Genomic DNA, 23482 nt, shown 5'->3' with positions numbered 1-23482 from the left:
TGAGAACTGGGCGGCCGTCAAAGCGCGTCGGTGTCGGTTTCGCCGGTGCGGATGCGCAGCGCCTGCTCGATGCCGTAGACGAAGATCTTGCCGTCGCCGATCTGGCCGGTCTTGGCCGCCGACGAGATGGCCTCGACGGCCCGGTCGACGAGCTCTGCGCCGACGGCGACCTCGATCTTGATCTTCGGTAGGAACGAGACGGCGTATTCGGCGCCGCGATAGATTTCGGTGTGCCCCTTCTGGCGTCCGTAGCCCTTGACCTCGGTCACAGTCAGGCCCTGGATGCCGACGGCGGTCAGCGCCTCGCGCACCTCGTCGAGCTTGAACGGCTTGATGATAGCCATCACGATTTTCATAAGCTTTCGCCCTTTTCCCTGCGGTCCCCCGCCGTTGCGTGACATCGCCGGCCGGCCGTGCGAGCTGACGATCAGGCAAAGGGAATCAAGCCGCGTGCCAATTGGCGCGCATGCGGGAATCAGGGCCGAAATGGGGCATTGGCGACCACCGCCAAGCAAGCGGCCGCCTAATTAATGATCAGTTTCATGAGGCTGGACGCGTTTTGCCTATTTCTTGGGCGTCGTCTTCACGCGGACCAGGCCTTCCTGCGCCACCGAGGCGATCAACCGTCCGTCACGGCCGTAGAGGAAGCCGCGCGTAAACCCGCGGGCGCCGATCGCGTTGGGGCTGTCCTGGCTGTAGAGCAGCCAGTCGTCGAGCTTGTGCGGGCGGTGGAACCACATGGCGTGGTCGAGGCTCGCCATCATCAGGTCCGGGTCGAAGCCGGTCCGGCCGTGCGCGAAGGTCGACGTGTCGAGCAGCGTCATGTCGGAAAGATAGGCGAGGATTGCCGCCTGGAGCGCGCGGTCGTCCGGCACGTCGCCCGAGGTGCGCACCCAGACCCGCTGTTGCGGCGGGAGTTTCTTGCGGGTCGTGTAATGTTCGAGGATGACCGGCTTGATCTCGAGCGGCCGCTCGCGCGCCCAGAACTTGCGGATCGCCTCGGGCACGTTGTCGCCCATCATCTCGATGAGTTCGGTCTGCGACTTCAGCGTCTCCGGCTCCGGCACGTCGGTCGGCCCGTCGATCTGGTGTTCCAGCCCCACCTCCTCGGCCTGGAAGGAGGCCTCGAGCGAAAAGATCGCATGGCCGTGCTGGATGGCGACGACGCGCCGTGTGGTGAAAGATCCGCCGTCGCGGATGCGGTCGACCTCGTAGATGATCGGCACCGAGGGATCGCCCGGCCGCATGAAGTAGCAATGCAGCGAGTGGACGTGGCGCTCGACCTCCACCGTCCGCTGCGCGGCGACGAGCGCCTGGCCGATCACCTGGCCACCGAAAACGCGCTGCCAGCCCGCCTGCGGGCTGCGACCACGATACAGATTGTGTTCCAGCCGCTCGAGATCGAGTATGGACAGAAGTTCCTGCATGGCGGTCGTCATGTTGAAATCCCCCGGCGAAGGCCGACATTCCTTGGAAATATGCGCGGGTTGCAACAGCTACGCACCGCGAAGTCAAGAAGACACAGCATTCGGAAGGACCGATCCATGGTTGAAGACACGAAGACGCGCGCGGTCGACATCGTCATCGCCGGCGCGGGCTATGTCGGTCTGGCGACTGCTGTCTCGATCAAGGCGGCGCGGCCGAACCTGTCCGTCCTGATCGTCGATGCCGCGCCCGAGGGCGTCTGGCAGCGCGACACCCGCGCCTCGGCCATTGCGGCGGCGGCGACGCGGATGCTCGACCAACTCGGCTGCTGGGAAGAGATCGCCCCCGGCGCGCAGGCGATGACCGAGATGATCGTCACCGATTCGCGCACCTCAGACCCGGTGCGGCCGGTCTTCCTCACCTTCGACGGCGAAGTCGGACCCGGAGAAGCCTTCGCCCACATGGTCGCCAACAGGAATCTCAACGGCGCGCTACGTCGTCGCGCCGATGAACTCGGCGTCGAAATCCGCGAGGGGCTTGGCGTCACCGGCTTCGCGCCGCTTGCGGCGACGACCCGCGTCGACTTCGCCGACGGGTCGAGTGTCGAGGCACGGCTGCTCGTCGCCGCCGATGGCGTCAAATCGCGGCTGCGCGACATGGCCGGCATCCGCAAGGTCCACTGGGACTACGGCCAGTCCGGCATCGTCTGCACCGTCCGCCACGAGCGCCCGCACAATGGCCGCGCCGAGGAGCACTTCCTGCCCGCCGGCCCCTTCGCGACCCTGCCGCTCGCGCCCGACGAAGACGGCAACAATCGCTCCTCCATCGTCTGGACCGAGCGCACCGAGGACGCGGACCGCCTCGTCGCCGACGACCTGATCGTCTTCGAGCACGAACTCGAACAGCGCTTCGGCCTCGAACTCGGCGAAATCCATGTCGAGGGCAAGCCCCGCGCCTGGCCGCTCGGGCTGACGCTCGCGCGCGATTTCGTCAAGCCGCGCTTCGCGCTGGTGGGCGACGCCGCGCACGGCATCCACCCGATTGCCGGCCAGGGCCTCAACCTCGGCTTCAAGGACGCCGCCGCACTCGCCGAAACCATCGTCGAGGCCGACCGGCTCGGCCAGGACATCGGCGCGCTCGACGTTCTCCAGCGCTACGAGCGCTGGCGCCGCTTCGACACGGTGCAGATGGGGGTCACCACGGATGTGCTGAACCGCCTCTTCTCCAATGACATCGCGCCCGTTCGCGCTGTCCGCGACATCGGTCTCGGCCTCGTCGAGCGCATGCCGCGCCTGAAGGAATTCTTCATCCGCCAGGCCTCCGGCCTCTCGCCCGCCGCCCCGCGCCTCCTGCGCGGCGAAGCCATCTGAAATTTCAGGAAATCACATGAGCCTTGAAAGCGTGCGCGCGTTTCTCGCCGAGAACGCCCCCGACATTGCCGTCATCGAAACCGAGCAAAGTTCCGCCACCGTGGCGCTGGCCGCCGAGGCGCATGGCGTTGCGCCCGACCAGATCGCCAAGACGATCTGCCTGCGCGTCGGCGAGGCGCCGATGCTGATCGTCGCCTCGGGTCTGGCGCGGCTCGACAACCGCAAGTTCAAAGACCGCTTCGGCGGCAAGGCGCGCATGCTGCCGGCCGAAGAGGTGGTGGAAGTCACCTCGCATCCGGTCGGCGGTGTCTGCCCCTTCGGCCTGCCCTCGGCGCTCCCGATCTATTGCGACGTGTCGCTGCAAAAGTTCGACGAGGTCGTCCCGGCCGCCGGCGCCACCAACGCCGCGATCCGCCTGCCGACGACCCGCCTCGTCGCGCTCACCGGCGCCGAATGGATCGACGTGTGCCAATAGCCACTGGAAACCATGCGGCACGCTCCTACGTTGAGGGACGACACCAACCCTCTTGAAGGAGAGCAACATGAACAGGCACGCAACGGCAATCTGGCAAGGCGCGCTCAAGGACGGATCGGGCACGCTCGACATGCAGAGCGGCGCGTTCTCCAAGCAGCCCTATTCCTTCAAGGGCCGCTTCGAGGACGAGAGCGGCAAGTCGGGCACCAACCCGGAAGAGCTGATCGCCGCCGCCCATGCCGGCTGCTTCTCCATGCAGCTCTCGCATCTTCTGGCCGAAAGCGGCACGCCGGCCGAAAAGCTGGAGACCACCGCGACCGTCACCTACGGCCCGACTGCCGGCGGCGGCTTCGAGATCACCGAAAGCGCGCTGAAGCTTAACGCCAAAGTGCCGGGCGTCGACGAGGCCAAGTTCCGGGAACTGGCCGAAAAGGCCAAGACAGGCTGCCCGGTCTCCAAGGCGCTCGGCGCGATCAAGGTCACGCTCGACGCGAAGCTCGCGTAATTTCCTGAGCAGAGGAACGATTTTTACGCAAGGGAACATCCGTTTCCCTTGCGTCTTCGCAACCAAAGATCCGCGCGTTTCGCCTAGACTGTTGCAGATGTAACAGACGGGAGGAAACGCCATGTTGCAGGCTCACAAGCCCATCCAGCGCACCGCGATGCGCTCCACGCTCGAACTCACCGACATCACCGACGATGCCAGCCTGCTGCCCGGCTTCGACGGCCATGAGCGCATCGTGCTCGGCCGCGACGAGACGCGCGGCCTGATCGCCATCGTCGCGATCCACGACTCCAAACTTGGCCCCGCGCTCGGCGGCACGCGCGTCTGGAAACACGAAAGCCTTGAAGCCGCGATCACCGACGCGTTGCGCCTGTCGCGCGGAATGACCTACAAATCCGCCATTGCCGGCATGCCCTTCGGCGGCGGCAAGGCGGTCATCCTCGCCAATGCAAAGACGGACAAGACGCCCGAACTCCTCGAAGCCTATGCCGAGATGCTGGCCGAGCTCGACGGCGACTACTACACCGGGGAGGATGTCGGCCTGACGCTCGCCGACGCCGACTTCCTGCGCGCCCGCACGCCCAACGTCACCGGCACCACGATCGGCGGCAGCGAGAACCCCTCGCCCGTCACCGCCCACGGCGTCTTTCTCGGCCTGAACGCCGCCGCGAAGCACCGCTTCGGCCGCGACGATCTGAAGGGCCTGCGGGTCGGCGTGCAGGGCCTTGGCTCCGTCGGCCGCCGGTTGGCAGAGCAACTACACGAAGCCGGCGCGACGCTGGTCGTCGCCGACATCGACAAGACGCGCGTGGATCAGGCCATCCGCGACTTCGGCGCGACCGCGCTTGCCTCCGACGCCATGGCGACCGCCGATGTCGACGTGTTCGCCCCCTGCGCGCTTGGCGGCGTCATCCATGCCGGCATGATCGACGCCATCAAGGCCAAGGTGGTCGCAGGCGCCGCCAACAACCAGTTGGCCGACGAGGCCGACGCGGCACTCCTCGCCGAACGCGGCATCCTCTACGCACCCGACTACGTCATCAATGCCGGCGGCCTGATCAACGTCGCGAGCGAACTCCTGCCCGGCGGCTATGTCCGCGCCCGCGCGATGAAGCTCGTCGAGACGATCCCCGCGACGCTTGCAGACATCTTCAGCCGCGCGGATACGGAGAAACGCCCGACCAACGCGATTGCCGAGGAAATCGCCGACGAGCGCGTCGCCGCGCGCCACTGATCAACCGGACCCGAGGGGAACCGGCCGGGAGATCGGAAAACCGACCCCGGTCGGAATCGGCTCAGGACGTGTCGATATCTGGCATGGGCGAGACGAAAATGGCGGACTTCGAGAACCGGAGCGGAGTGGACATTCGGTCCATGAGCACCGGAAGCGCAGAAAGCTGCCATTTGCATTCCGCTCAGGCCTGATATCGGCGCGTCCTGCTTAGCTGCCCTTGATGCCGGCCATCGCTTCCGAGCCCCAGACCTCTTTCACCCGCGCGTCACGGCCGCACGCGCCGCGATAGTAGCGGTAGCGCAGCGGATTCTTGGTGTAATAGTCCTGATGATATTCCTCGGCCGGCCAGAACTGCGGCGCGGGCACTACTTCGGTCGCAAGCTGCACGCCGCCGAGCGCCTGCGCGGCTTCCGTCTTCGCGGCCTGCGCGGCCGCAAGCTGGGCGTCGCCGACCGCATAGACTGCGGTCGAATAGCTGAAGCCCCGATCACAGAACTGCCCCCCCGCATCGGTCGGATCGACCGAGCGGAAGAAGGCCGACAGGAGCGCATCATAACTGACCCGCGACGGGTCATAGACGATCTCGACCGCCTCGCGGTGCCGCGCGGCGGTGTGGTTCTCGTAGGTCGGATTCTCGTTCGTCCCGCCGATATAGCCGGACGTCGTCGAGATGACACCGCCGACCTTGTCGAAATCGGACTCCACGCACCAGAAGCACCCGCCGGCGAAGATCGCCCGCTCAGTGTTCTGCGCGGAGGCCGGCAGGGCGGTAAAGGCAAGGGTGAGCGCAAGCGCGGCAGTGCGGAACATGGTCGTCCTCCGAGGGTGTTGCGAAGGAACGTAGCGCCGTGCGGGGCAGTTTCAAATCAAGGCTGCGGGATGGGGACGTGATCTATCCAATGCCGGGCGTCATCCCGGCCGAAGTCCGAGCGAAGCGAGGCGAGAGCCGGGAACCATTCCGTGCGGTCGAAGGTCACGGAATGGGTCCGGATACGGTCTCGCCGCTGCGCGCCGATCCCCTTCCGGGATGACGCGCGGTGGCGCGGGCTAAACCCGCCGTTCCACCATCATCTTCTTGATCTCCGCGATCGCCTTGGCCGGGTTCAGCCCCTTCGGGCAGGCCTGCGTGCAGTTCATGATCGTGTGGCAGCGATAGAGGCGGAACGGGTCTTCGAGGTTGTCGAGCCGCTCGCCAGTCGCCTCGTCGCGGCTATCGATCAGCCAGCGATAGGCCTGCAAAAGCACGGCGGGGCCGAGATAGCGCTCGCCGTTCCACCAGTAGGACGGGCAGGACGTCTGGCAGCAGAAGCACAGGATGCACTCGTAGAGCCCGTCGAGCTTCTGGCGGTCCTCATGGCTCTGCGTCCATTCCTTGGCGGGCTCCGGCGAAACCGTCTGCAGCCACGGCTGGATCGACGAGAGCTGCGCATAGGGCACGGTCAGGTCCGGCACGAGATCCTTTACCACCGGCATGTGCGGCAGCGGATAGACCTTGACGACGCCCGACACCTCGTCCGCGCCCTTGGTGCAGGCAAGCGTATTGGTGCCGTCGATGTTCATCGCGCACGAACCGCAGATGCCCTCGCGGCAGGAACGGCGCAGCGTCAGCGTCGGATCGACATTGTTCTTGATCCACAGGAGCGCGTCGAGGACCATCGGTCCGCAATCGTCCATGTCGACATAATAGGTGTCGGTGCGCGGGTTCTCGTCGTCATCCGGCGACCAGCGGTAGATCTTGTATTCGCGCAGGTTCGTGGCACCGGCCGGCTTCGGCCAGGTCTTGCCCTCGTTGATCCGCGAATTCTTGGGAAGGGTGATTTCGACCATTCTTCCGTTCCTCAGTAAACGCGCTTCTTGGGGGCGATCTTGGCCGGATCGATGCCGCCATCGGCCAATGCCAGCATCGGCTCGGTGTGGACCGGGCGGTAGTCGAGGCGGACCTTGCCGGCCTCGTCGACCCAGGAGAGCGTGTGCTTGCGCCAGTTGGCGTCGTCGCGCTCGGAGAAGTCCTCGCGGGCATGCGCGCCGCGGCTTTCCTTGCGCGCCTCGGCCGAATAGACCGTGGTGATCGCGTTGGCCATCAGATTGTCGAGTTCGAGCGTCTCGACGAGGTCCGAGTTCCAGATCATCGAGCGGTCGGTGACCTTGATGTCGGAGAGGTCGTTCCAGATCGCCGAGATGTTCTCGCAGCCCTTGGCCAGCGATTCCTGGGTGCGGAACACGGCGGCGTCATCCTGCATTGCCTTTTGCATCCGGTCGCGCAGCTTTGCCGTCGGCGTCGAGCCGTTCGCGTTCCGAATACGGTCGAAGCGCTCCATGATCCTGTCGCAGGCAGCGACGTTGATCGCCGGGATCGCCGCGTCGCGGTCGATCACCTGGCCGGCGCGGATGGCGGCGGCGCGGCCGAAGACGACGAGGTCGATCAGCGAGTTGGAGCCGAGGCGGTTGGCGCCGTGCACGGAGGCGCAGGCCGCTTCGCCGACGGCCATGAGGCCGGGCGCGATCGCATCGGGGTTCTCGGCCGTCGGGTTCAGCACCTCGCCCCAGTAATTGGTCGGGATGCCGCCCATATTGTAGTGGACCGTCGGCAGAACCGGGATCGGCTCGCGCGTCACGTCGACGCCGGCGAAGATACGCGCGCTCTCGGCGATGCCCGGCAGGCGCTCGTGGATGACGGCAGGGTCGAGATGGTCGAGATGCAGGAAGATGTGATCCTTCGCCTTGCCGACGCCGCGGCCCTCGCGGATTTCCATGGTCATGCAGCGCGAGACGACATCGCGCGAGGCGAGGTCTTTCGCCGACGGCGCATAACGCTCCATGAAGCGCTCGCCTTCGGAATTGACGAGATAGCCGCCCTCGCCGCGCACGCCCTCGGTGATGAGGCAGCCCGCGCCATAGATGCCGGTCGGGTGGAACTGGACGAACTCCATGTCCTGCAAGGGCAGGCCGGCACGCGCGACCATGCCGTTGCCGTCGCCGGTGCAGGTGTGGGCACTCGTCGCGGAGAAGTAGGCGCGGCCATAGCCGCCCGTCGCCAGCACCACCATCTTGGCGGAGAAGCGGTGGATCGTGCCGTCGTCGAGGTTCCAGGCGACGACGCCGGTGCACACGCCATCGGTCATGATGAGGTCGAGCGCGAAATACTCGATGAAGAACTGCGCGTTGTTCTTGACCGACTGGCCGTAGAGCGTGTGCAAAATGGCGTGGCCGGTGCGGTCGGCGGCAGCGCAGGTGCGCTGGACGGGCGGGCCGTCGCCGAAATTCTGCATGTGGCCGCCGAACGGGCGTTGGTAGATCTTGCCCTCTTCGGTGCGGCTGAACGGCACGCCGTAATGCTCGAGCTCGTAGACGGCAGCGGGGGCTTCGCGCGCCAGATATTCCATTGCGTCGACATCGCCGAGCCAGTCCGACCCCTTGACGGTGTCGTACATGTGCCACTGCCACGAATCCGCGCCCATGTTCTGCAGCGAGGCGGCGATGCCGCCCTGCGCCGCGACCGTGTGCGAACGGGTCGGGAAGACCTTGGTGATGCAGGCCGTCTTCAGTCCCTGCTCGGCCATGCCGAGCGTGGCGCGCAGGCCCGCGCCGCCGGCGCCGACGACCACGACGTCATATTTGTGGTCGACATAGGTGTAGCTGTCGCTGGCGGGCCGCGAGGCGTTCATTCTGGTTTCAGCGTCGGCCACGGATCAGCCTCCGAATGCGATTTTGAGAAGGGCGAAGACAGAGGCGACGCCGATGACGAGCGGGAAGAAGATGTTGAGCGCGATCAGCGCCACCTTCGCGCCTTCGCCATGCACGTAATCCTCGATGACGATCTGCATGCCGAGCTTCATGTGATAGAGCACCGAAACGAGGAACAGGATCACCACCAGCGTCACGAACGGGTTGGCGAGCGTCGCGCGGACTTCCTCGTAGGGCGCGCCCACGAGCGCCACCATCAGCCCGACCATGAACAGGACGAGCGGCACGTTGGCGATGGCGGTGAGGCGCTGGCGCCAGAAATGGATCGTGCCCTCGCGGGCCGAACCGAGGCCGCGGACGCGGCCGAGCGGAGTGCGCATGTCGCTCATGTTCAGGCTCCCCGCGCCATGATGGCGACGATCCAGACGAGGATCGTCAGCACGATCGAGATGATCGGCATCGCAACGGCTGCCCGTCTCGATTGATCCTTGCCGAGCGCCGCTTCGCTGCCCGTATCCATGACGAGGTGGCGGATGCCGCCGAGCATGTGGTGGACGAGAACCCAGGTGAAGCCGAACAGAACGACCAGCCCGAGCCACGAACCGTAGATCGCCTGCACGCGGGCGAAGGTTTCCGGCGTGCCGGAAGCGGCCATCAGCCAGATCGCGACCAGCAGTGTTCCGAAATAGAGCGCGCAGCCGGTGATGCGATGGATGATCGACATCATCATCGTCGGGATCGGCTTGTAGATCTGGAGATGCGGAGACAGGGGTCTCGCACGGGTGGCTGTGGTCTTGCTCATGGCTCCCCCGTTCGACGGCGGCACGGACCCTTTATGCGTCATGCCGTCGCCGGACTGCGACGTGAAGTGTTGGGCGCTTTCTAATGCGGTTTTTGCAATGCGTCAAAGCCGGAAAACGCTGGACCAGCGCCCATTTAGCGGTGAGGCCGCAAATGAAAAGCGCCCCCTCGCCGCTTCAATCGATTAACCGCTGAAATGTTTGGTCAGGTGCGGCAGGCGAGCGCGCCCTCGCCGTTTTTCATCCACAGCGCCTCGCCGTTTTCGACCACCAGCGAGTAGAGCCCTTCGGCGAATCGGTAGAGCTGATTGGGCGGGCTTGCGGGCAGCGCGACCGGCTCCTCCTCGCCCTGCGCATCGACCACGACCGACGATCCGGCTGCCGCCACCTTGAGCTGGCTCCCGTCCTCGCAGGCATAGGTCGCGAGCGGCGGCTGTGCGGGCACCGAGCCGGTCGCGACATCGTCGAGATCGGCGACGCAGCCGGAGGCGACGAGGACGCCCGCCAAGGCCAGCGGAATGTGGATGCGTTTCATGCGTGTCCTTGTTCAAGGCGCGTCTGCGACGGTCCGGCATTAACCATGTCCGCAGAAAGACGCGCGGGCAAGCGCCCCGTTTCGGGTGACAAGGGTTAAGAAAGCGTTAACTTGTCTTAACATGCCGCAAGCCCCGTTCCGGAGGACCGTGATGAACACGCTCGCATACGCCCTCACCGCCGCGCTCTTCGCCGCCACGGCATCGGCCGCCACTGCCGGCAGCCTCTACCAGGACCAGGTCCATGCCGACAGTTTCGGCAATCTCGTTATCTACTCGCCTGCCGGCTACAAGCGCATCGTCGTCGGCGCGGGCGAAGCGGCATCGGGCTATCGCGCGACCGGCTCCTACCACGAGACCGACGCGCCGCGCGTCGCCTATCATGGCGGCCAGCGCCTGCAACTTCGCCCCTATCGCGACTGCGAGTTCGGCGCCGTCCTCCTCCACGGCCGCAGCTACATGTACGGCCTGCCGGACCATGTCGTGCCGACCCCGGCGGACGCGCTTTGCCGCTGAGCGCACACATCCTCGTGATGCCGGCGCGCGGGCGCGCGTCCACATTTCGACACCTTTCTTTTGCCTTTGCGAATGAAGAGGTTAAGAAATGAGTAACCATTCGACATCGGCATCCGCGAGCCGCCTGCGCAACCACATCGCCTCGCTGCAGACGATGACGCGCTTCGTCCTGGCGACGCTGGCGCTGGCGAGCGGCGTCTACACCTATCTGGGCGTGCGCGGCCTGCTCGACGGTTCGGCGACGCTCGTCTTCCTCGGCGCGATCATCTATTCCGTCGCCGTCTCGGTCGGCATCTACGGTTTCTGGACCTATCTGATCCGCTTCGTTCCCGAGATGCGCGACGGCGCCTCACGCATCGCGCTCTTCCTGATCATGATCGTCGGCTCGGTGATGATCATCGCCATGTCGTCCTGGCTGAATGCCGCCGCACTCGCCGGCTCCGCCGCCGTCGAGCAGCATCTGGCGACGACCCAGCAGGAATACACCGCCGACCTCGACCAGGCGCATTCGAACGCGCTCGGCGCGCTCTCGCTCTTGCCCGACATTCAGCGCGCGCAGGAGCGCTTCGCCCGTCTCGCCGAAGACGAGCGCGCGTCCGGCGCGCTCACCGGCACGTCGGGCTCGGGCAGCGTCGTCCAGCTCCTGACGCAGATGTCGGCGCAGATGAACGAGCTGCAGGCGACGATCGAAGGCTCGCGCGAACGCGTGCAGACGCTGTTCGAGGAAGGCCAGCTTCACCTGACGGCGATGCGCCAGCTCGTCTCCGCCGCAGGCCCGGTCGAGCCGCGCGCCAACGAGTTCGCGCAGGAAACGGTGGCGCTGTCCGGCGTCATCGCCTCGCTCGAACAGACCTCGATCGCGCCCTCGGTCGCCCGCGCCGCGCAGGATCTGTCGATGGGCTTCATCGCCCCGGTGACGAGCGGCGCCGATGCGGAGCTTGCCGGCCGCCAGTCCACCGTCATGGAAACCGTGCGCGCCTCCGTTGCCGCGCAGTCCGCCGCGCTCTCGGAAGCCGCCAACGAAATCCTCGCCCAGCCCCGCGTCGACGAACGCCGCTTCGTGCCGCTCTCCTCGGCGGAGGCCGTCCTCGTCTACGCGACGAGCTTCCTGCCGAGTTGGGCCGGTGCGATCTCGATCGATCTTTTGCCGGGCGTCTTCGTCGCCGTCATGGCGGTGGTGATGGCGGCGCTACGTCGCAATGAGGACGGCCTCACAGACGCCGACCGCATCACCGCCGCCGACATGCTGCGCTCGATCGAACTGCACGAGACGCTCGCAGCCGCCCGCGCCGCACGCCAGCCGGCTCCTGTTTTGGAGCCCGAGCCGGACATATCCAAGACACCCGCAGCGCCGTCCGCGCAGCCGGCGACGAACGAAAACGTCACGCCCCTTTCCCTCAACGAACGCAAGCGGTTCGAGCCATGACCGACCACGCGCACCATTCCAACACCGCACCGCAGGGCCGCTTCGCCCGGCTCGTCGATCGCGTCGACGACGGCAACGTCATGCGCTTCACCTTTGGCGCGATGCTCGCCGGCGTCGTCGGCGTCCTCGCCTTCGACCTCTATGAACTGCGCCAACAGGCCGGCGGGTTGTGGCCGTCCGACCAGGCGTCCGTGCACGTCACCGAGCCGATCCTGCCACCCGCGGTCGAGACCGATGGTTCGTCTTCCGGCTCGCAGGACCCGCGCGAGAACGTCCAGACCGACGAGACGCTTCTGAAGGATGCCGTCCGGTTCGAGCTGAAGCCCGGCGGCGTCCTTGCCGCGACCGGCTCGATCGATGTCGGCTCCTCTGCGCGCCTTGCCGCCGAACTCGATGCGCGCGGCGAATATGTCCAGACCGTCTCGCTCAACTCGCCCGGCGGCTCGCTCGAGGATGCGATGGCGATGGCGCGCATGATCCGCGAGCGCGATCTGGCGACCCTCGTGCCGGACGGCGCGCTGTGCGCCTCGTCCTGCCCGCTGGTCTTCGCCGGCGGCACCACCCGCACGGTCGGCGACAAGGCTGCGATCGGCCTGCATCAGTTCTATGCCGGCACGTCCAGCCTGCCCGGGCCCGAGCAGGCGATGTCGGACGCGCAGGTCACCGCCGCGCGCATCTCGCGCTATCTGTCGGAAATGGGCGTCGATCCGGCCATGTGGCTGCACGCGCTCGATACGCCGCCGCGCGCGCTCTACTATCTGTCGGCCGAGGAAATGGCCGGCTACAAGCTCGTCACATCGACCGGGCCGATGGCTCGTCTTCAGTGACGATGGCCGGCGCGAAGGGGCGCCGCCACCTCGTCGCCGTCGCGCTCCTCTTCGGCTTCCGCTGACACGCGAACGCGGTCGCGACCTGCCGCCTTGGCCGCGTAGAGCGCCTGGTCGGCACGGTCGATCAGGCTGGCGAGCGTGTCGGACGGCACGCGCTGCGCGACGCCGAAGCTGGCGGTCAGCCGCCTGCCGGCGGGCATGAAGTCGAGTTCGCAGACGGACAATCCCATCCGCATGCCCTCCGCCATCAACCGTCCCGCCTGGGCGGTCGTGCCGCTCGCCAAAATGGCGAATTCCTCTCCGCCCATCCGGCCGACCACCGCATCCGCTCCCGCCCGCGCAGCAAGGCACGCGGCGAACTGACGGATCGCCGCGTCGCCACAGGCATGGCCGAAATGGTCGTTGACCTGCTTGAAATGATCGAGATCGGCCAGAACCAGCGAGACCGGCTGGCCCTGCCGCTCGGCCTTGCGGATGAGCCGGATCGCACCCTGCTCGAAGCCGCGCCGGTTGAGCACGCCCGACAGCATGTCGGTGCCCGCCTCGGTTCGCAGCGCCTCGATCGTATCGAGCGAGGCGGAGGAAATGAGCGTCAGCGCGATGACCGACAGGAAGAACACCGCAGACAGGACCAGCGACAGCCAGTAGAGCGACTGGAAGAACAGTTGTTCGGTGCCGAGCCCACCCTGCAGCAGGTAGATCACTGCCGGCCGGATGACCGATCCGGCTGAAATGAAAGCGACCGATCCGAGCAGAAGTCGATCGACGAGCGTCTGCGCGCCGGCCCGCCATAATTTATACGCCAGCAATGCAGAAACGGCGGCGAACCCAAGGCTGGCCGCCGCGACCCGCAGCGCAAGGTTCGGCTCTCCGACGAGACCGGCGGCGAGCACTGTCAGCGAGATTGCCGTGATTGCGCACATCGCGCCCAACGGCGCGCGCCTGCCATGCCGCGCCATCAGCGCGGTCGACAAAAGCACCATGCTTCCAAGGAAGATCGCGTTCGACAAGAACCGCGACAGTTCGAAACCGAACGGCTCGAAATACTGGAGCGACATGCCGATGGCGAAGCCGGCATAGGACCAGGCCGCGCGTTCGACGACGCGGTCCGCCTGATGCCGTGCGAGCAGGAAAAGCGCCGCCGAGAAGATACCGCTGAGCGTCGGTATGATCAGCGCAATGAACAAAGATGAATCCAAGACCGCCGGCCCCACCCAACCTTCGCCGAAGCTAGGCGCGAAAGCCGAACAAGCCGTTAACCGGGCGCAGCGTCAGGCGACGTTTCGACCCGGTTCTGCACCCTATTTCCACTCGCGGATGTCGACGAAATGACCCGCGATCGCAGCCGCCGCAGCCATGGCCGGCGAGACGAGATGGGTGCGGCCCTTGAAGCCCTGCCGACCTTCGAAATTGCGGTTCGAGGTCGAAGCGCAGCGTTCCTGCGGCTTGAGGCGGTCGTCGTTCATCGCCAGGCACATGGAGCAGCCCGGCTCGCGCCAGTCGAAGCCGGCTTCGATGAAGATCCTGTCGAGACCTTCTTCTTCCGCCTGCTGCTTCACGAGCCCCGAGCCCGGAACGACCATGGCGTCGACGGTCGCCGCGACCTTGCGTCCTTCGATGACGGCGGCGGCCGCACGCAGATCCTCGATCCGGCCATTGGTGCACGAGCCGATGAAGACGCGGTCGATGGCGATGTCGGTGATCCTGGTGCCCGGCTTCAGGCCCATATAGTCGAGCGCGCGCTGCTTGGAGGTGCGCTTGTTCTCGTCCGTGATCGCGGCCGGGTCCGGCACTTCGCCCATCACCGAGACCACGTCCTCGGGCGAGGAGCCCCAGGAGACGATCGGCGGCAGGTTGGCTGCGTCGAGCACGACGACCTTGTCGTAATGCGCGCCCTTGTCCGAGTTCAGCGTCTTCCAGTAGTCGAGCGCCATCTCCCACGCCTTGCCCTTCGGCGCGCGCGGCTTGTCCTTCACATAGGCGAAGGTGGTCTCGTCGGGCGCGATCAGGCCGGCGCGGGCGCCGCCTTCGATCGACATGTTGCAGATCGTCATGCGCCCTTCCATCGACAGCGCGCGGATCGCCTCGCCGGCATATTCGATGACGTAGCCGGTGCCGCCAGCGGTGCCGATCTCGCCGATGATGGCGAGGATGATGTCCTTGGCGGTGACGCCTTGGGGCAGTTGCCCGTCGACGCGCACCAGCATGTTCTTCGCCTTCTTCTGGATCAGCGTTTGCGTGGCGAGCACGTGCTCGACCTCTGAGGTGCCAATGCCGTGGGCGAGCGCGCCGAACGCGCCATGGGTCGAGGTGTGGCTGTCGCCGCAGACGATCGTCATGCCCGGCAGGGTAAAGCCCTGCTCCGGCCCGATGATGTGGACGATGCCTTGGCGGATGTCGGCGGCGTCGTAATATTCGACGCCGAAATCGGCCGCGTTCTTCGCCAGCGCCTCGATCTGGATGCGGCTTTCCTCGTTCCGGTTGATGCCGAGCTTGCGGTCGGGCGAGGTCGGCACGTTGTGATCGACGACGGCCAGCGTGCGCTCGGGATGGCGCACCTTGCGGCCGGCCATGCGCAGCCCTTCGAAGGCCTGCGGGCTGGTCACCTCATGCACGAGATGGCGGTCGATATAGAGGAGGCAGGTGCCGTCATCCTGGCGGTCGACGACGTGGTCGTCGAAGATCTTGTCGTAGAGTGTACGCGGTGCGCTCATGGCGTGGAATCCGTTCGGTCGAAGAAGCAGTCGGAAAATGGCGAAAGGCGGGGGTGCGCGCCTAGCGCGCGAGGCTCGCCGTCGCGCCGGAAAACCGGGCGAAGAAACGGGACGGCAGGCGCTTGCGATCCTGCAGCACGAACCTCTTATAGGCCGGGTTCCCGAAGAGCTTTTCCATGGACCGTTTCATTACCAGCCTTTCGGCCGGCCTTCAATCTGTCCGTCTCAGTCGTCGGGCGGGCCGTCCCTGCCGTCGATGCGCCCGACCTTCTTTTCCAGAACGTGCATCGCGCCGAGCACGATGATGGCGAGCACGGTCGCCAGCGCGGCCACCTGCCAGAAGCCGAGCCCGGCCGCGAGCCCGATCGCGCCGGAGAGCCAGAGCCCCGCGCCGGTCGTCAGGCCCTTCACCTTGCCGCGCGCGAAGATGATCGTGCCGGCCGCCAGGAAGGCGACGCCCGCCGTCACCGCCTCGATCAGGCGCAGCGGATCGAGACGCGAGGCATCCGCATCGAACTGCGAGGAATGCACGATCTCGATGCCGAGGATCGCGAAGGATGCTGCCGCGAGCGAAACGAGCATATGCGTGCGCAGGCCCGCCGGATGGTCGCGCCATTCGCGCTCGAAGCCGATCATCGCCCCGAACAGCGCGGCGACGAGCAGCCGGGCCGTGATGACGCCAAAGGGCAGGTAGGTCGGATGGCCGAAATCGGCGAGAATGTCGCTCATGCGTGTGTCGTTGTCCGGTTGACGGCGTCGTCATCCATAGCCGGGTTTTTCCGGCCGCAAAACGAAAAAGGGCGCGGAAACCCGCGCCCTTCTCGATCTGCCCGAAAGGCAGGAAACTTATGCGTTGTCGGCCTCGGCAGCGGCCTTGTCGGCGGCTTCCTTGTCGGCTGCGGCCTTCTCGGCGGCGAGCGCCTGTGCGGCGGCGACCTTCTCGGCCTCGATACGGGCCTTCTCTGCATTGGCGGCTTCGCGCTCGGCGTCGTTGAGCTTGCGGGCGCGAACGCTCGTGTTCTCGACGATGCGGGCCGACTTGCCGCGACGATCGCGCAGGTAATAGAGCTTGGCGCGACGCACCTTGCCGCGGCGGACGATCTCGACGCCCTCGACCATCGGCGAATAGACCGGGAACACACGCTCCACGCCTTCGCCATAGGAGATCTTGCGGACGGTGAAGTTCTCGTTGAGGCCGGCGCCGGAGCGGGCGATGCAGACGCCCTCATAGGCCTGCACGCGGGTGCGCGTGCCTTCCGTGACGCGGACCAGCACGCGGACGGTATCGCCCGGCTGGAATTCGGGGAGCTTGCGCTTCTCTTCAATCTTGGCGGCCTGTTCGGCCTCGAGCTGACGAATGATGTCCATCGGACTAAACCTCTTCTTATTCTTCGAACAGCCAGAGCGCTCGGCACTCGCCTTCTCAGTCTCGATGGACCGGCAGGCTATGCGAACCGGCCAAGGCCGGAAGCAGGAGCGGTGGTCAGTAATTCTTGACGGGTCCGGACACGCAATCCGGGCTCAGCGACGCGCTCATACATGGCTTTGGCGCGATTGTCACGCCCGCCGCGTCATTTTTCGCCCAAGAGGTCCGGCCGTCGTGCCCGCGTCAGTTCCAGCGCCTGCGCCCGCCGCCATTCGGCGATCTTCTTGTGATTTCCAGAGGTCAAGACCTCCGGGATCGCCATGCCCTCGAACTCGGCCGGACGCGTATAGTGCGGATGCTCCAGCATGCCGCTCTCGAAGCTTTCCTCCTCGCCCGACGCCAAGTTGCCCATGACGCCCGGCAGAAGCCGCACGACGGCGTCGAGCAGCACCTGCGCGGCGATCTCCCCGCCCGACAATACGTAGTCGCCGATCGAGACCTCCTCGAGGCCGCGCGCGTCGATCACGCGCTGATCGACGCCTTCGAACCGGCCGCAGAGGATCACCGCACCCGGCCCGGCGGCGAGGTTACGCACGCGCGCCTGCGTCAGCGGCTTTCCGCGCGGGCTCATCAGGAGGCGCGGCCGGGCGTCGCCTTCCGGCGAGGCATGGTCGACGGCCTTGGCGATGATGTCCGCCTTCAGCACCATGCCCGCCCCGCCGCCGGCCGGCGTGTCGTCCACCGTGCGATGGCGGTCGGTAGCGAAGTCGCGGATTTGTACCGTGTCGAGCGACCAGGTGCCCTCGGCCAGCGCCCGGCCGGCGAGCGACAGGCCGAGCGTGCCGGGAAACATCTCCGGATAGAGCGTCAGGACCGTCGCGCGGAACGTCACGGCTGCTCTTCGTCCTCGTCCTCGTCGGGCAGCAGGCCTGCCGCCGCCGGGTCGACGACGATCCGCCGCTCGGCAATCGAAACCTGCGGCACCGCCGCGCGGGTGAACGGCACCATCGCCGTGCCGCCCGTCGAAAGCGTCAGCTCGATGATGTCGCCGGCGCCGAAATCGTGCATCGTCTTGACCGTCCCGAGCCTTGCGCCGGCCTCGTCCACCGCTTCGAGCCCGATCAGGTCGGCATGGTAGAACTCGTCCTCGCCGAGATCATCCGGCAGCGCGCTTCGCGAAACGAAGAGCTCCGTCCCGTTTGCCGCTTCCGCCGCTTCACGCGTCGTGATCTCCTTGATGCGCGCGACGACGACATTCTTCGCTGGGCGCAGATTGGCGATCGTGTAGGCCGCGCCCTTGGCGTCGGTCAGCTTGCCGTAGTCGCCGAGCGCCAGCGGATCGCCGGTGAAAGTCTTGATCCGCACCTCGCCGCGCACGCCATGCGGCGCGCCGATCACCGCCATCAGAACTCGCTGGTCGTCGCTCATTTCATTCGCTTCCTGTGTCAGTCAGCTTCAAACGCCGCCCTTCATCGCCTGTCAACCTTGGACGGTGAAGATGACGTCATGTCCGAATTCCTCGTCATCGCCCGGCCCGACCTGCAGGATGCCCGCGCGGCGTGGCTGAAATCGCTTGCTGTCGAGCGCCGTCTCGCCGCCTTGACGGTCGAGGCCTATGAGCGCGACACGCGCCAGTTTTTCCAGTTCCTGACCGGCCATCTCGGCGCCCCGCCTGCAATTTCCGACATCGCCGATCTGCGCCCGGCCGACCTGCGCGCCTATTTGGCTGCACGGCGCGGCGATGGCGCAGGCGCGCGTACGCTGGGGCGCGGCCTTGCCGGCATCCGCTCGCTGTTGAAATTTCTGGAGCGTCGCGGCCTCGTCAATTCCGCCGGCGCTTCGGCCTTGCGCTCGCCGAAACAGCCAAAATCGCTGCCCAAGCCGCTGACGGCATCCGACGCGCGCCGCGTCGTCTCGCAAGGCGACCAGCTTGCCGAAGAACCCTGGATCGCGGCCCGCAACGCCGCCGTGCTGACGCTGCTCTACGCCTGCGGCCTGCGCATTTCCGAAGCGCTCGGCCTCACCGGCGACGATCTCTCGACCACGGCCGACACCGTGCTGCGCGTCACCGGCAAGGGCGGCAAGACGCGGCTCGTGCCGGTCCTGCCCGCAGCCCTCGCCGCCATCGCAGACTATCGCCGCCTTTGCCCTTATCACCTCGACGCCGCCAAGCCGCTCTTTCGCGGCGCCAAGGGCGGGCCGCTCGCGCCGGCCATCATCCAGCGCGAGATGAAGAAGATGCGCTCCGCACTCAACCTGCCCGAAACCGCGACGCCGCACGCGCTGCGCCATTCCTTCGCGACGCACCTCCTCGCCCGCGGCGGCGATTTGCGCGCGATCCAGGAACTGCTTGGCCATGCGAGCCTGGCGACGACGCAGATCTATACCGGCGTCGATTCCGCACGCCTGCTCGAAATCTATGACAAGGCCCATCCGCGCAGCCGCTCTGCCGCTTAACGATTTCGCCTCAAATCCCAGCTAGGCTCCGGCCATGTTGATGCGCCTCGATCCCGACCGCCTTGCCGATGCCGCGCTGCGCCTCCTCGCCGCGCTGACGACGCTCGCCTTCGCAAGCTTCACGCTCATCCTTTTCGCCGGAACATGGATGGCGCGGGCCGAAACCGTGTGCACCGGCGACGATCTACTCGCCATCATGGAGCGCGACGACCCGGCTGCCTATGCGCGCCTCCTCGACGCCTCGGCCGCGACGGTCAACGGCGAGGCCATGCTGTGGCAGATCGAGGCGCCCGGCGGCGCCGTCTCGCATCTCTACGGCACCATGCACGTCACCGATCCGCGCATCTTCGAACTCGATGCTAAGGCAAGCGCCGCCTTCGACGTCTCCGAAACGCTGGTCATCGAGACGACCGACATCCTCGACCCCGCCGCGATCATGGCGACGATGGCCGAGCACCCCGAGCTGATGATGTTCACCGACGCGACCACATTGTCCTCGCTCCTCGAAGAGGCCGATCGCGAGCGCATCGAGGCAGCCATGAACGAGCGCGGCCTTTCGCTGGGCGCCGTCGACAAGATGAAGCCGTGGATGATCGCCGCGATGGCGACGCTGCCGACCTGCGAACTCGCGCGCAAATCCGCCGGCGCCGAAATCCTCGACGTCGCGCTTGCCACCCGCGCCAAGGCGGCGGGAATCGAGATCGAGGGGCTGGAGACGACGGCGGAGCAGCTTGGTGCGATGGCCGCCCTGCCGCTCGATTTCCACATGCGCGCCCTCGTCGAGACGATCGCGCTGGGCGAGACGATCGATGACGTTATCGAGACGATGGTCGTCATCCACGCGCGCGGTGAGCCGGGGCTGTTCTGGCCCTTCTTCCAGGCCGCCCTGCCTGGCGACGCCTCGGACGGGATCGCCATTGCCGGCTTCGAGCAGTCGGTGATCGTCGACCGCAACCGGACGATGACGGAGCGCATGCAGCCTCTCCTCGACGCCGGCGGCGCCTTCGTCGCCATCGGCGCGCTGCACCTTCCCGGCGAGGATGGCGTCGTCGCGCTTCTTCAGGAAGCCGGCTATTCCGCCACCCCGCTCCCCTCCGGCGATTGAGCCGCGGGAACTGCACGCTCTTGTGAACGTTTAGGTTCCGATAAGTCATCTTGAGGAGCCTGAACCATGGCCGACCCCCTGCGTAACCGCGATCCCATCGCGCATGATCCGCTGAACCCCGCCGATCCGGCGGACCCCCGCTATGCAGCCAACGATCCCCGCTATGTCGACCCGGCAACGGGCGCGGCGCGGCCTTCCGATACGGTCGTCGTCGACAATACCGGCCGCTCGGGCGGTGGCTCCAATGCGCTCGTAATCGGCGTCGTCGCCGCTGCGATCGTCGTTGCGCTCCTGGTGTTCATGAACTGGTCGCCCGGCGCGGATACTGCGGTCGATCCCGGCGGCGCGGCCGTCGAGGAGCCCGCCGCGACGGCACCGGCACCCGCCGGCGACGCGACCGCCCCGGCTCCGGCGGCTGAAGCTCCGGCAACGACGGCTCCGGCTGACACGGCCCCGGCCGCTCCGGCTGCCGAAGACACCGCTCCGGCCCCTGCCGACGAGGCTCCGGCCACCGAACCGGCCGAATAACAGCGGCCCACACCGATCAAGCCCCGCTCTTGCAGCGGGGCTTTTTCGTGCGTCACCCCTGCCGGCGCGCCATGAAGGCGAGCTTTTCGAACAGGTGCACGTCCTGCTCGTTCTTCAACAGCGCACCGTGCAGCTTCGGAAGCGCGTTCTTCGGATCGGCCCGAAGGTCGGCGGGGTCGACATCGTCGGCGACGAGCAGCCTGATCCAGTCCAGCGCCTCGGAGGTCGACGGCTTCTTCTTCAGCCCCGGCACCTCGCGCACCTCATAGAACTGCGTCAGCGCCGAGCGCACCAGTTCCTGCTTGATGCCCGGATAGTGGACGTCGACGATCTTCGACAACGTCTCGGCGTCGGGGAAGCGGATATAGTGGAAGAAGCAGCGGCGCAAAAACGCGTCCGGCAGTTCTTTCTCGTTGTTCGAGGTGATGATGACGATCGGCCGGTGCACGGCCCGCACCGTTTCGCCGGTCTCGTAGACATAGAATTCCATCTTGTCGAGTTCCTGCAGAAGGTCGTTCGGAAACTCGATGTCGGCCTTGTCGATCTCGTCGATCAGGAGCACGACCTTGCGGTCGGTCGCGAAGGCTTCCCACAATTTTCCGCGCTTGATGTAGTTGCGGATGTCGTTGAACCGCTCGTCGCCGAGCTGGCTGTCGCGCAGGCGCGAGACGGCGTCATATTCATAGAGGCCCTGCTGCGCCTTGGTCGTCGATTTGACGTGCCATTCGAGGAGGTCGAGCCCGAGAGATGCCGCGATCTGCTTGGCGAGTTCGGTCTTGCCGGTGCCCGGCTCGCCCTTGACAAGCAGCGGTCGTTCCAGCGCGATCGCCGCATTGACCGCAACCATCAGATCCTTGTCGGCGACATAGGACGATGTTCCTTCGAAACGCATCCGCGAACTCCGTTTTCAAACAGGGGCGGACAGTAGGGAGGGCTTTTCGGCGGCGCAAGAACCAGCCATGAAAAAAGCCCCGCTGCGCAGGTGCGCAACGGGGCTTTGAAGCGTCGTTCGATCGGGCTTTAGCGGCCCGAACCGACCTGCCAGGCATTGTAGACGTTGTCCATCGCGGTTGCCGGGGCGCTCGACATGTCGTTGATCGAGGCGGTCGTGATCGTCTCGAAATTGCCGGCCGGAGCAGGCGCCACGGCGACGTTCGAGCCGGAGACCGCATCGTTGAGCTGGGTCAGGACGGCGCCGTCGTAATTGCCGGCATAGTAGGGAGCCTGCTGTGCGAAGGCTGCGCCCGAAACGCCGAGGACGAGTGCGGAGGCGAGAAGAATGCGGTTCATGGTAGTACTCCTGGTTTGGTCCGACGCCCTTGGGAGGATGCGCTTTTGGGACCGTTGAAATTCGAGGCGGCCATGTCGCCGTCCGATGAGTGGCATTTGGGAAATCGGCTAAGGGGTCGCAATGTGTTCAACGTTGAACAATCCGTCACCGATTTCATCGCGGCTTCGTGACCGGACCCCTGGAACCTTCCGCCCGAGGTCACTTAGCTCTGGATGCGAATATGAGCGGTTGCGAATTCACTGGCAAAACAACGAGGCGGGACGGATGCGCGCCGGCGCGTCGCCGCGCCGTGACGCGGCTCACGCGCGCCGTCACGAAATCCGGCGGCGCCTCGTGAACGCGACTGGCGAAACGGGCGGCCTCTCTCTATATTGGGATCGGCGTTCTGCGCTTCTCGACAGGAGTAACTTAATTCTCGGGGCCTTACTGATCTCTAGGGAGCTGTCCCTGGCCGGACCCGTGGGTTCGGACACACGGCGCCCACCTACGTTGTAGGCACCCGGGATCAACCTCTCCATCGGTCGTCGTGGTTCGCTTTTTCCTCCTTCCATTCGCTCGCACGCGACACCTTCATGTCGCCTTCTCCCCTTCCGTCTCCCCGCTTCGATCTGTAATCGGGGATGGACAGGAGGGCGAAGCATGACTCCACGCGAACTGAAGAAGGCCCTGCGCGAGGAAGCGCTTGCGAGGCGCGACGGGCTCGATTCGCAATGGCGCATCGAGGCATCGCTGCGCATGGCGGAAGCCGCCGACCGTCTCGGCGTCGAGCCGGGCATGGTCGTCTCGGGTTTCTGGCCGATGCGCTCGGAGGTCGACGTGCGGCCGCTGATGTTCGCCCTGCGCGAACGCGGCGCACGGCTTTGCCTGCCCGCCATCCTCGACAAGCAGACGATCGTCTTTCGTGAACTCGTGCGTGACGGGAAGATGGTCGACATGGGCTTCGGCACGTTCGGGCCCGGCCCCGATGCCGCCGAGCTCGATCCCGATCTGATGCTGATCCCGCTCGCCGCCTTCGACGATCGCGGCCACCGGATCGGCTATGGCGCGGGCTATTACGACCGCGCAATCGACCGCCTGCAGGCAAAGGGCCACGCCCCGCGCCTCGTCGCTATCGCCTTCGATTGCCAGGAGGTGGAGCGCGTGCCCGACCAGGACCACGACGTCCAGCTTCCCGAAATCCTGACGGAAAGCGGGTTGCGCCCCTTCTTGAACGGGCTATAGGG

General features: G+C 66.2%; 27 protein-coding genes and 1 other RNA gene. 12 read left to right on the top strand and 16 right to left on the bottom strand.

All coding sequences use genetic code 11. The features are described from left to right. Positions 1-17: 17 nt before the first annotated feature. Both ACT6QU_RS08615 and tesB read right to left on the bottom strand, forming a co-directional pair. Complete coding sequence (locus ACT6QU_RS08615) at positions 18-356, bottom strand: P-II family nitrogen regulator (RefSeq protein WP_024586976.1); 339 nt, start codon at positions 354-356, stop codon at positions 18-20. A 207-nt stretch (positions 357-563) separates the two neighbouring features. After that, a complete protein-coding gene (gene tesB, locus ACT6QU_RS08610; protein WP_444564086.1) occupies positions 564-1439 on the bottom strand; it encodes an acyl-CoA thioesterase II in 876 nt (291 codons plus the stop codon). A 105-nt stretch (positions 1440-1544) separates the two neighbouring features. On the opposite strand from tesB, the gene ACT6QU_RS08605 reads away from it, so the two are divergent. From ACT6QU_RS08605 to ACT6QU_RS08590, 4 genes are all read left to right on the top strand, one after another. Then, a complete protein-coding gene (locus ACT6QU_RS08605) occupies positions 1545-2795 on the top strand; it encodes a ubiquinone biosynthesis hydroxylase (RefSeq protein WP_444564087.1) in 1251 nt (416 codons plus the stop codon). A 16-nt stretch (positions 2796-2811) separates the two neighbouring features. Beyond that, complete coding sequence (locus ACT6QU_RS08600; protein WP_444564088.1) at positions 2812-3270, top strand: YbaK/EbsC family protein; 459 nt, start codon at positions 2812-2814, stop codon at positions 3268-3270. Between the two features lie 67 nt (positions 3271-3337). After that, the gene (locus ACT6QU_RS08595) at positions 3338-3775 is read left to right on the top strand and encodes an OsmC family protein (protein WP_444564089.1); all 438 of its coding nucleotides are present in this window, start codon (positions 3338-3340) and stop codon (positions 3773-3775) included. Between the two features lie 121 nt (positions 3776-3896). Next, positions 3897-5009 (top strand): Leu/Phe/Val dehydrogenase, encoded by a 1113-nt coding sequence (locus ACT6QU_RS08590; protein ID WP_444564090.1) that lies wholly within the window; start codon positions 3897-3899, stop codon positions 5007-5009. Positions 5010-5216: 207 nt separating this feature from the next. Here ACT6QU_RS08590 and msrA read toward each other — a convergent pair whose 3' ends face one another. The 6 genes from msrA to ACT6QU_RS08560 all read right to left on the bottom strand — a co-directional run bounded on the left by msrA (position 5217) and on the right by ACT6QU_RS08560 (position 10028). Further along, positions 5217-5819 (bottom strand): peptide-methionine (S)-S-oxide reductase MsrA, encoded by a 603-nt coding sequence (gene msrA, locus ACT6QU_RS08585; RefSeq protein WP_444564091.1) that lies wholly within the window; start codon positions 5817-5819, stop codon positions 5217-5219. Between the two features lie 237 nt (positions 5820-6056). Next, positions 6057-6836 carry a succinate dehydrogenase iron-sulfur subunit gene (locus ACT6QU_RS08580; protein ID WP_024586969.1) on the bottom strand — a complete coding sequence of 260 codons (780 nt, stop codon included), beginning with the start codon at positions 6834-6836 and terminating at the stop codon, positions 6057-6059. 11 nt (positions 6837-6847) lie between these two features. Continuing rightward, a complete protein-coding gene (gene sdhA, locus ACT6QU_RS08575) occupies positions 6848-8674 on the bottom strand; it encodes a succinate dehydrogenase flavoprotein subunit (protein WP_444564144.1) in 1827 nt (608 codons plus the stop codon). 24 nt (positions 8675-8698) lie between these two features. Beyond that, positions 8699-9082, bottom strand: coding sequence for a succinate dehydrogenase, hydrophobic membrane anchor protein (gene sdhD, locus ACT6QU_RS08570; RefSeq protein WP_444564092.1), 384 nt, complete (start codon positions 9080-9082; stop codon positions 8699-8701). 2 nt (positions 9083-9084) lie between these two features. After that, positions 9085-9495, bottom strand: coding sequence for a succinate dehydrogenase, cytochrome b556 subunit (sdhC, locus tag ACT6QU_RS08565; protein ID WP_024586965.1), 411 nt, complete (start codon positions 9493-9495; stop codon positions 9085-9087). A 203-nt stretch (positions 9496-9698) separates the two neighbouring features. After that, positions 9699-10028, bottom strand: coding sequence for a hypothetical protein (locus tag ACT6QU_RS08560; RefSeq protein WP_444564093.1), 330 nt, complete (start codon positions 10026-10028; stop codon positions 9699-9701). 151 nt (positions 10029-10179) lie between these two features. Between ACT6QU_RS08560 and ACT6QU_RS08555 the strand changes: the two genes are divergently transcribed. The 3 genes from ACT6QU_RS08555 (at position 10180) to ACT6QU_RS08545 (ending at position 12795) form a co-directional block, all read left to right on the top strand. After that, entirely contained in the window at positions 10180-10542 is a 363-nt protein-coding gene (locus tag ACT6QU_RS08555) for a hypothetical protein (RefSeq protein ID WP_444564094.1), read from the top strand. A gap of 88 nt (positions 10543-10630) precedes the next feature. After that, positions 10631-11968, top strand: a complete 1338-nt coding sequence (locus ACT6QU_RS08550) for a hypothetical protein (RefSeq protein WP_444564095.1) — start codon at positions 10631-10633, stop codon at positions 11966-11968. Next, a complete protein-coding gene (locus tag ACT6QU_RS08545; protein ID WP_444564096.1) occupies positions 11965-12795 on the top strand; it encodes a hypothetical protein in 831 nt (276 codons plus the stop codon). The genes ACT6QU_RS08550 and ACT6QU_RS08545 overlap by 4 nt, the downstream gene beginning before the upstream one ends. Here the strand turns inward: ACT6QU_RS08545 and ACT6QU_RS08540 are convergent. The 6 genes from ACT6QU_RS08540 to rimM form a co-directional block, all read right to left on the bottom strand. Next, the gene (locus ACT6QU_RS08540) at positions 12789-13997 is read right to left on the bottom strand and encodes a GGDEF domain-containing protein (protein ID WP_444836869.1); all 1209 of its coding nucleotides are present in this window, start codon (positions 13995-13997) and stop codon (positions 12789-12791) included. The genes ACT6QU_RS08545 and ACT6QU_RS08540 overlap by 7 nt on opposite strands. 102 nt (positions 13998-14099) lie before the next feature. After that, positions 14100-15512 carry a 3-isopropylmalate dehydratase large subunit gene (leuC, locus tag ACT6QU_RS08535; RefSeq protein WP_444564098.1) on the bottom strand — a complete coding sequence of 471 codons (1413 nt, stop codon included), beginning with the start codon at positions 15510-15512 and terminating at the stop codon, positions 14100-14102. 225 nt (positions 15513-15737) lie between these two features. Continuing rightward, a complete protein-coding gene (locus ACT6QU_RS08530; RefSeq protein WP_252926817.1) occupies positions 15738-16241 on the bottom strand; it encodes an MgtC/SapB family protein in 504 nt (167 codons plus the stop codon). A 117-nt stretch (positions 16242-16358) separates the two neighbouring features. Further along, positions 16359-16880 (bottom strand): 50S ribosomal protein L19, encoded by a 522-nt coding sequence (rplS, locus tag ACT6QU_RS08525; protein ID WP_444564099.1) that lies wholly within the window; start codon positions 16878-16880, stop codon positions 16359-16361. Between the two features lie 203 nt (positions 16881-17083). Beyond that, positions 17084-17770, bottom strand: a complete 687-nt coding sequence (gene trmD, locus ACT6QU_RS08520; protein WP_444564100.1) for a tRNA (guanosine(37)-N1)-methyltransferase TrmD — start codon at positions 17768-17770, stop codon at positions 17084-17086. Next, positions 17767-18306, bottom strand: a complete 540-nt coding sequence (rimM, locus tag ACT6QU_RS08515; RefSeq protein ID WP_444564101.1) for a ribosome maturation factor RimM — start codon at positions 18304-18306, stop codon at positions 17767-17769. Before rimM ends, trmD begins: the two co-directional genes overlap by 4 nt. Positions 18307-18384: 78 nt before the next feature. On the opposite strand from rimM, the gene ACT6QU_RS08510 reads away from it, so the two are divergent. The 3 genes from ACT6QU_RS08510 (at position 18385) to ACT6QU_RS08500 (ending at position 20968) form a co-directional block, all read left to right on the top strand. Next, positions 18385-19335: a tyrosine recombinase XerC gene (locus ACT6QU_RS08510; protein ID WP_444564102.1), complete on the top strand. Its 951-nt coding sequence runs from the start codon at positions 18385-18387 to the stop codon at positions 19333-19335. A gap of 34 nt (positions 19336-19369) precedes the next feature. Further along, positions 19370-20440, top strand: a complete 1071-nt coding sequence (locus ACT6QU_RS08505) for a TraB/GumN family protein (RefSeq protein ID WP_444564103.1) — start codon at positions 19370-19372, stop codon at positions 20438-20440. A gap of 66 nt (positions 20441-20506) precedes the next feature. Next, positions 20507-20968 carry a hypothetical protein gene (locus ACT6QU_RS08500; protein WP_444564104.1) on the top strand — a complete coding sequence of 154 codons (462 nt, stop codon included), beginning with the start codon at positions 20507-20509 and terminating at the stop codon, positions 20966-20968. Between the two features lie 52 nt (positions 20969-21020). Here ACT6QU_RS08500 and ACT6QU_RS08495 read toward each other — a convergent pair whose 3' ends face one another. Both ACT6QU_RS08495 and ACT6QU_RS08490 read right to left on the bottom strand, forming a co-directional pair. After that, the gene (locus ACT6QU_RS08495; protein ID WP_444564105.1) at positions 21021-21860 is read right to left on the bottom strand and encodes an AAA family ATPase; all 840 of its coding nucleotides are present in this window, start codon (positions 21858-21860) and stop codon (positions 21021-21023) included. Positions 21861-21988: 128 nt separating this feature from the next. Continuing rightward, positions 21989-22258 carry a hypothetical protein gene (locus ACT6QU_RS08490; protein ID WP_444564106.1) on the bottom strand — a complete coding sequence of 90 codons (270 nt, stop codon included), beginning with the start codon at positions 22256-22258 and terminating at the stop codon, positions 21989-21991. 380 nt (positions 22259-22638) lie between these two features. Between ACT6QU_RS08490 and ssrS the strand changes: the two genes are divergently transcribed. Together ssrS and ACT6QU_RS08480 are read left to right on the top strand one after the other, a co-directional pair. Then, positions 22639-22796: non-coding RNA, 6S RNA (gene ssrS / locus ACT6QU_RS08485), on the top strand. 102 nt (positions 22797-22898) lie between these two features. Continuing rightward, positions 22899-23480 (top strand): 5-formyltetrahydrofolate cyclo-ligase, encoded by a 582-nt coding sequence (locus ACT6QU_RS08480; protein WP_444564107.1) that lies wholly within the window; start codon positions 22899-22901, stop codon positions 23478-23480. The last annotated feature ends 2 nt before the right edge of the window (positions 23481-23482 follow it).

It is taken from the genome of Aliihoeflea sp. (assembly GCF_052435475.1).
Classification (GTDB): Bacteria; Pseudomonadota; Alphaproteobacteria; order Rhizobiales; family Rhizobiaceae; genus Aliihoeflea.
The sequence above is the reverse complement of the archived record's forward strand: the minus strand, read 5'-3'. Positions and strand labels throughout refer to the sequence as shown.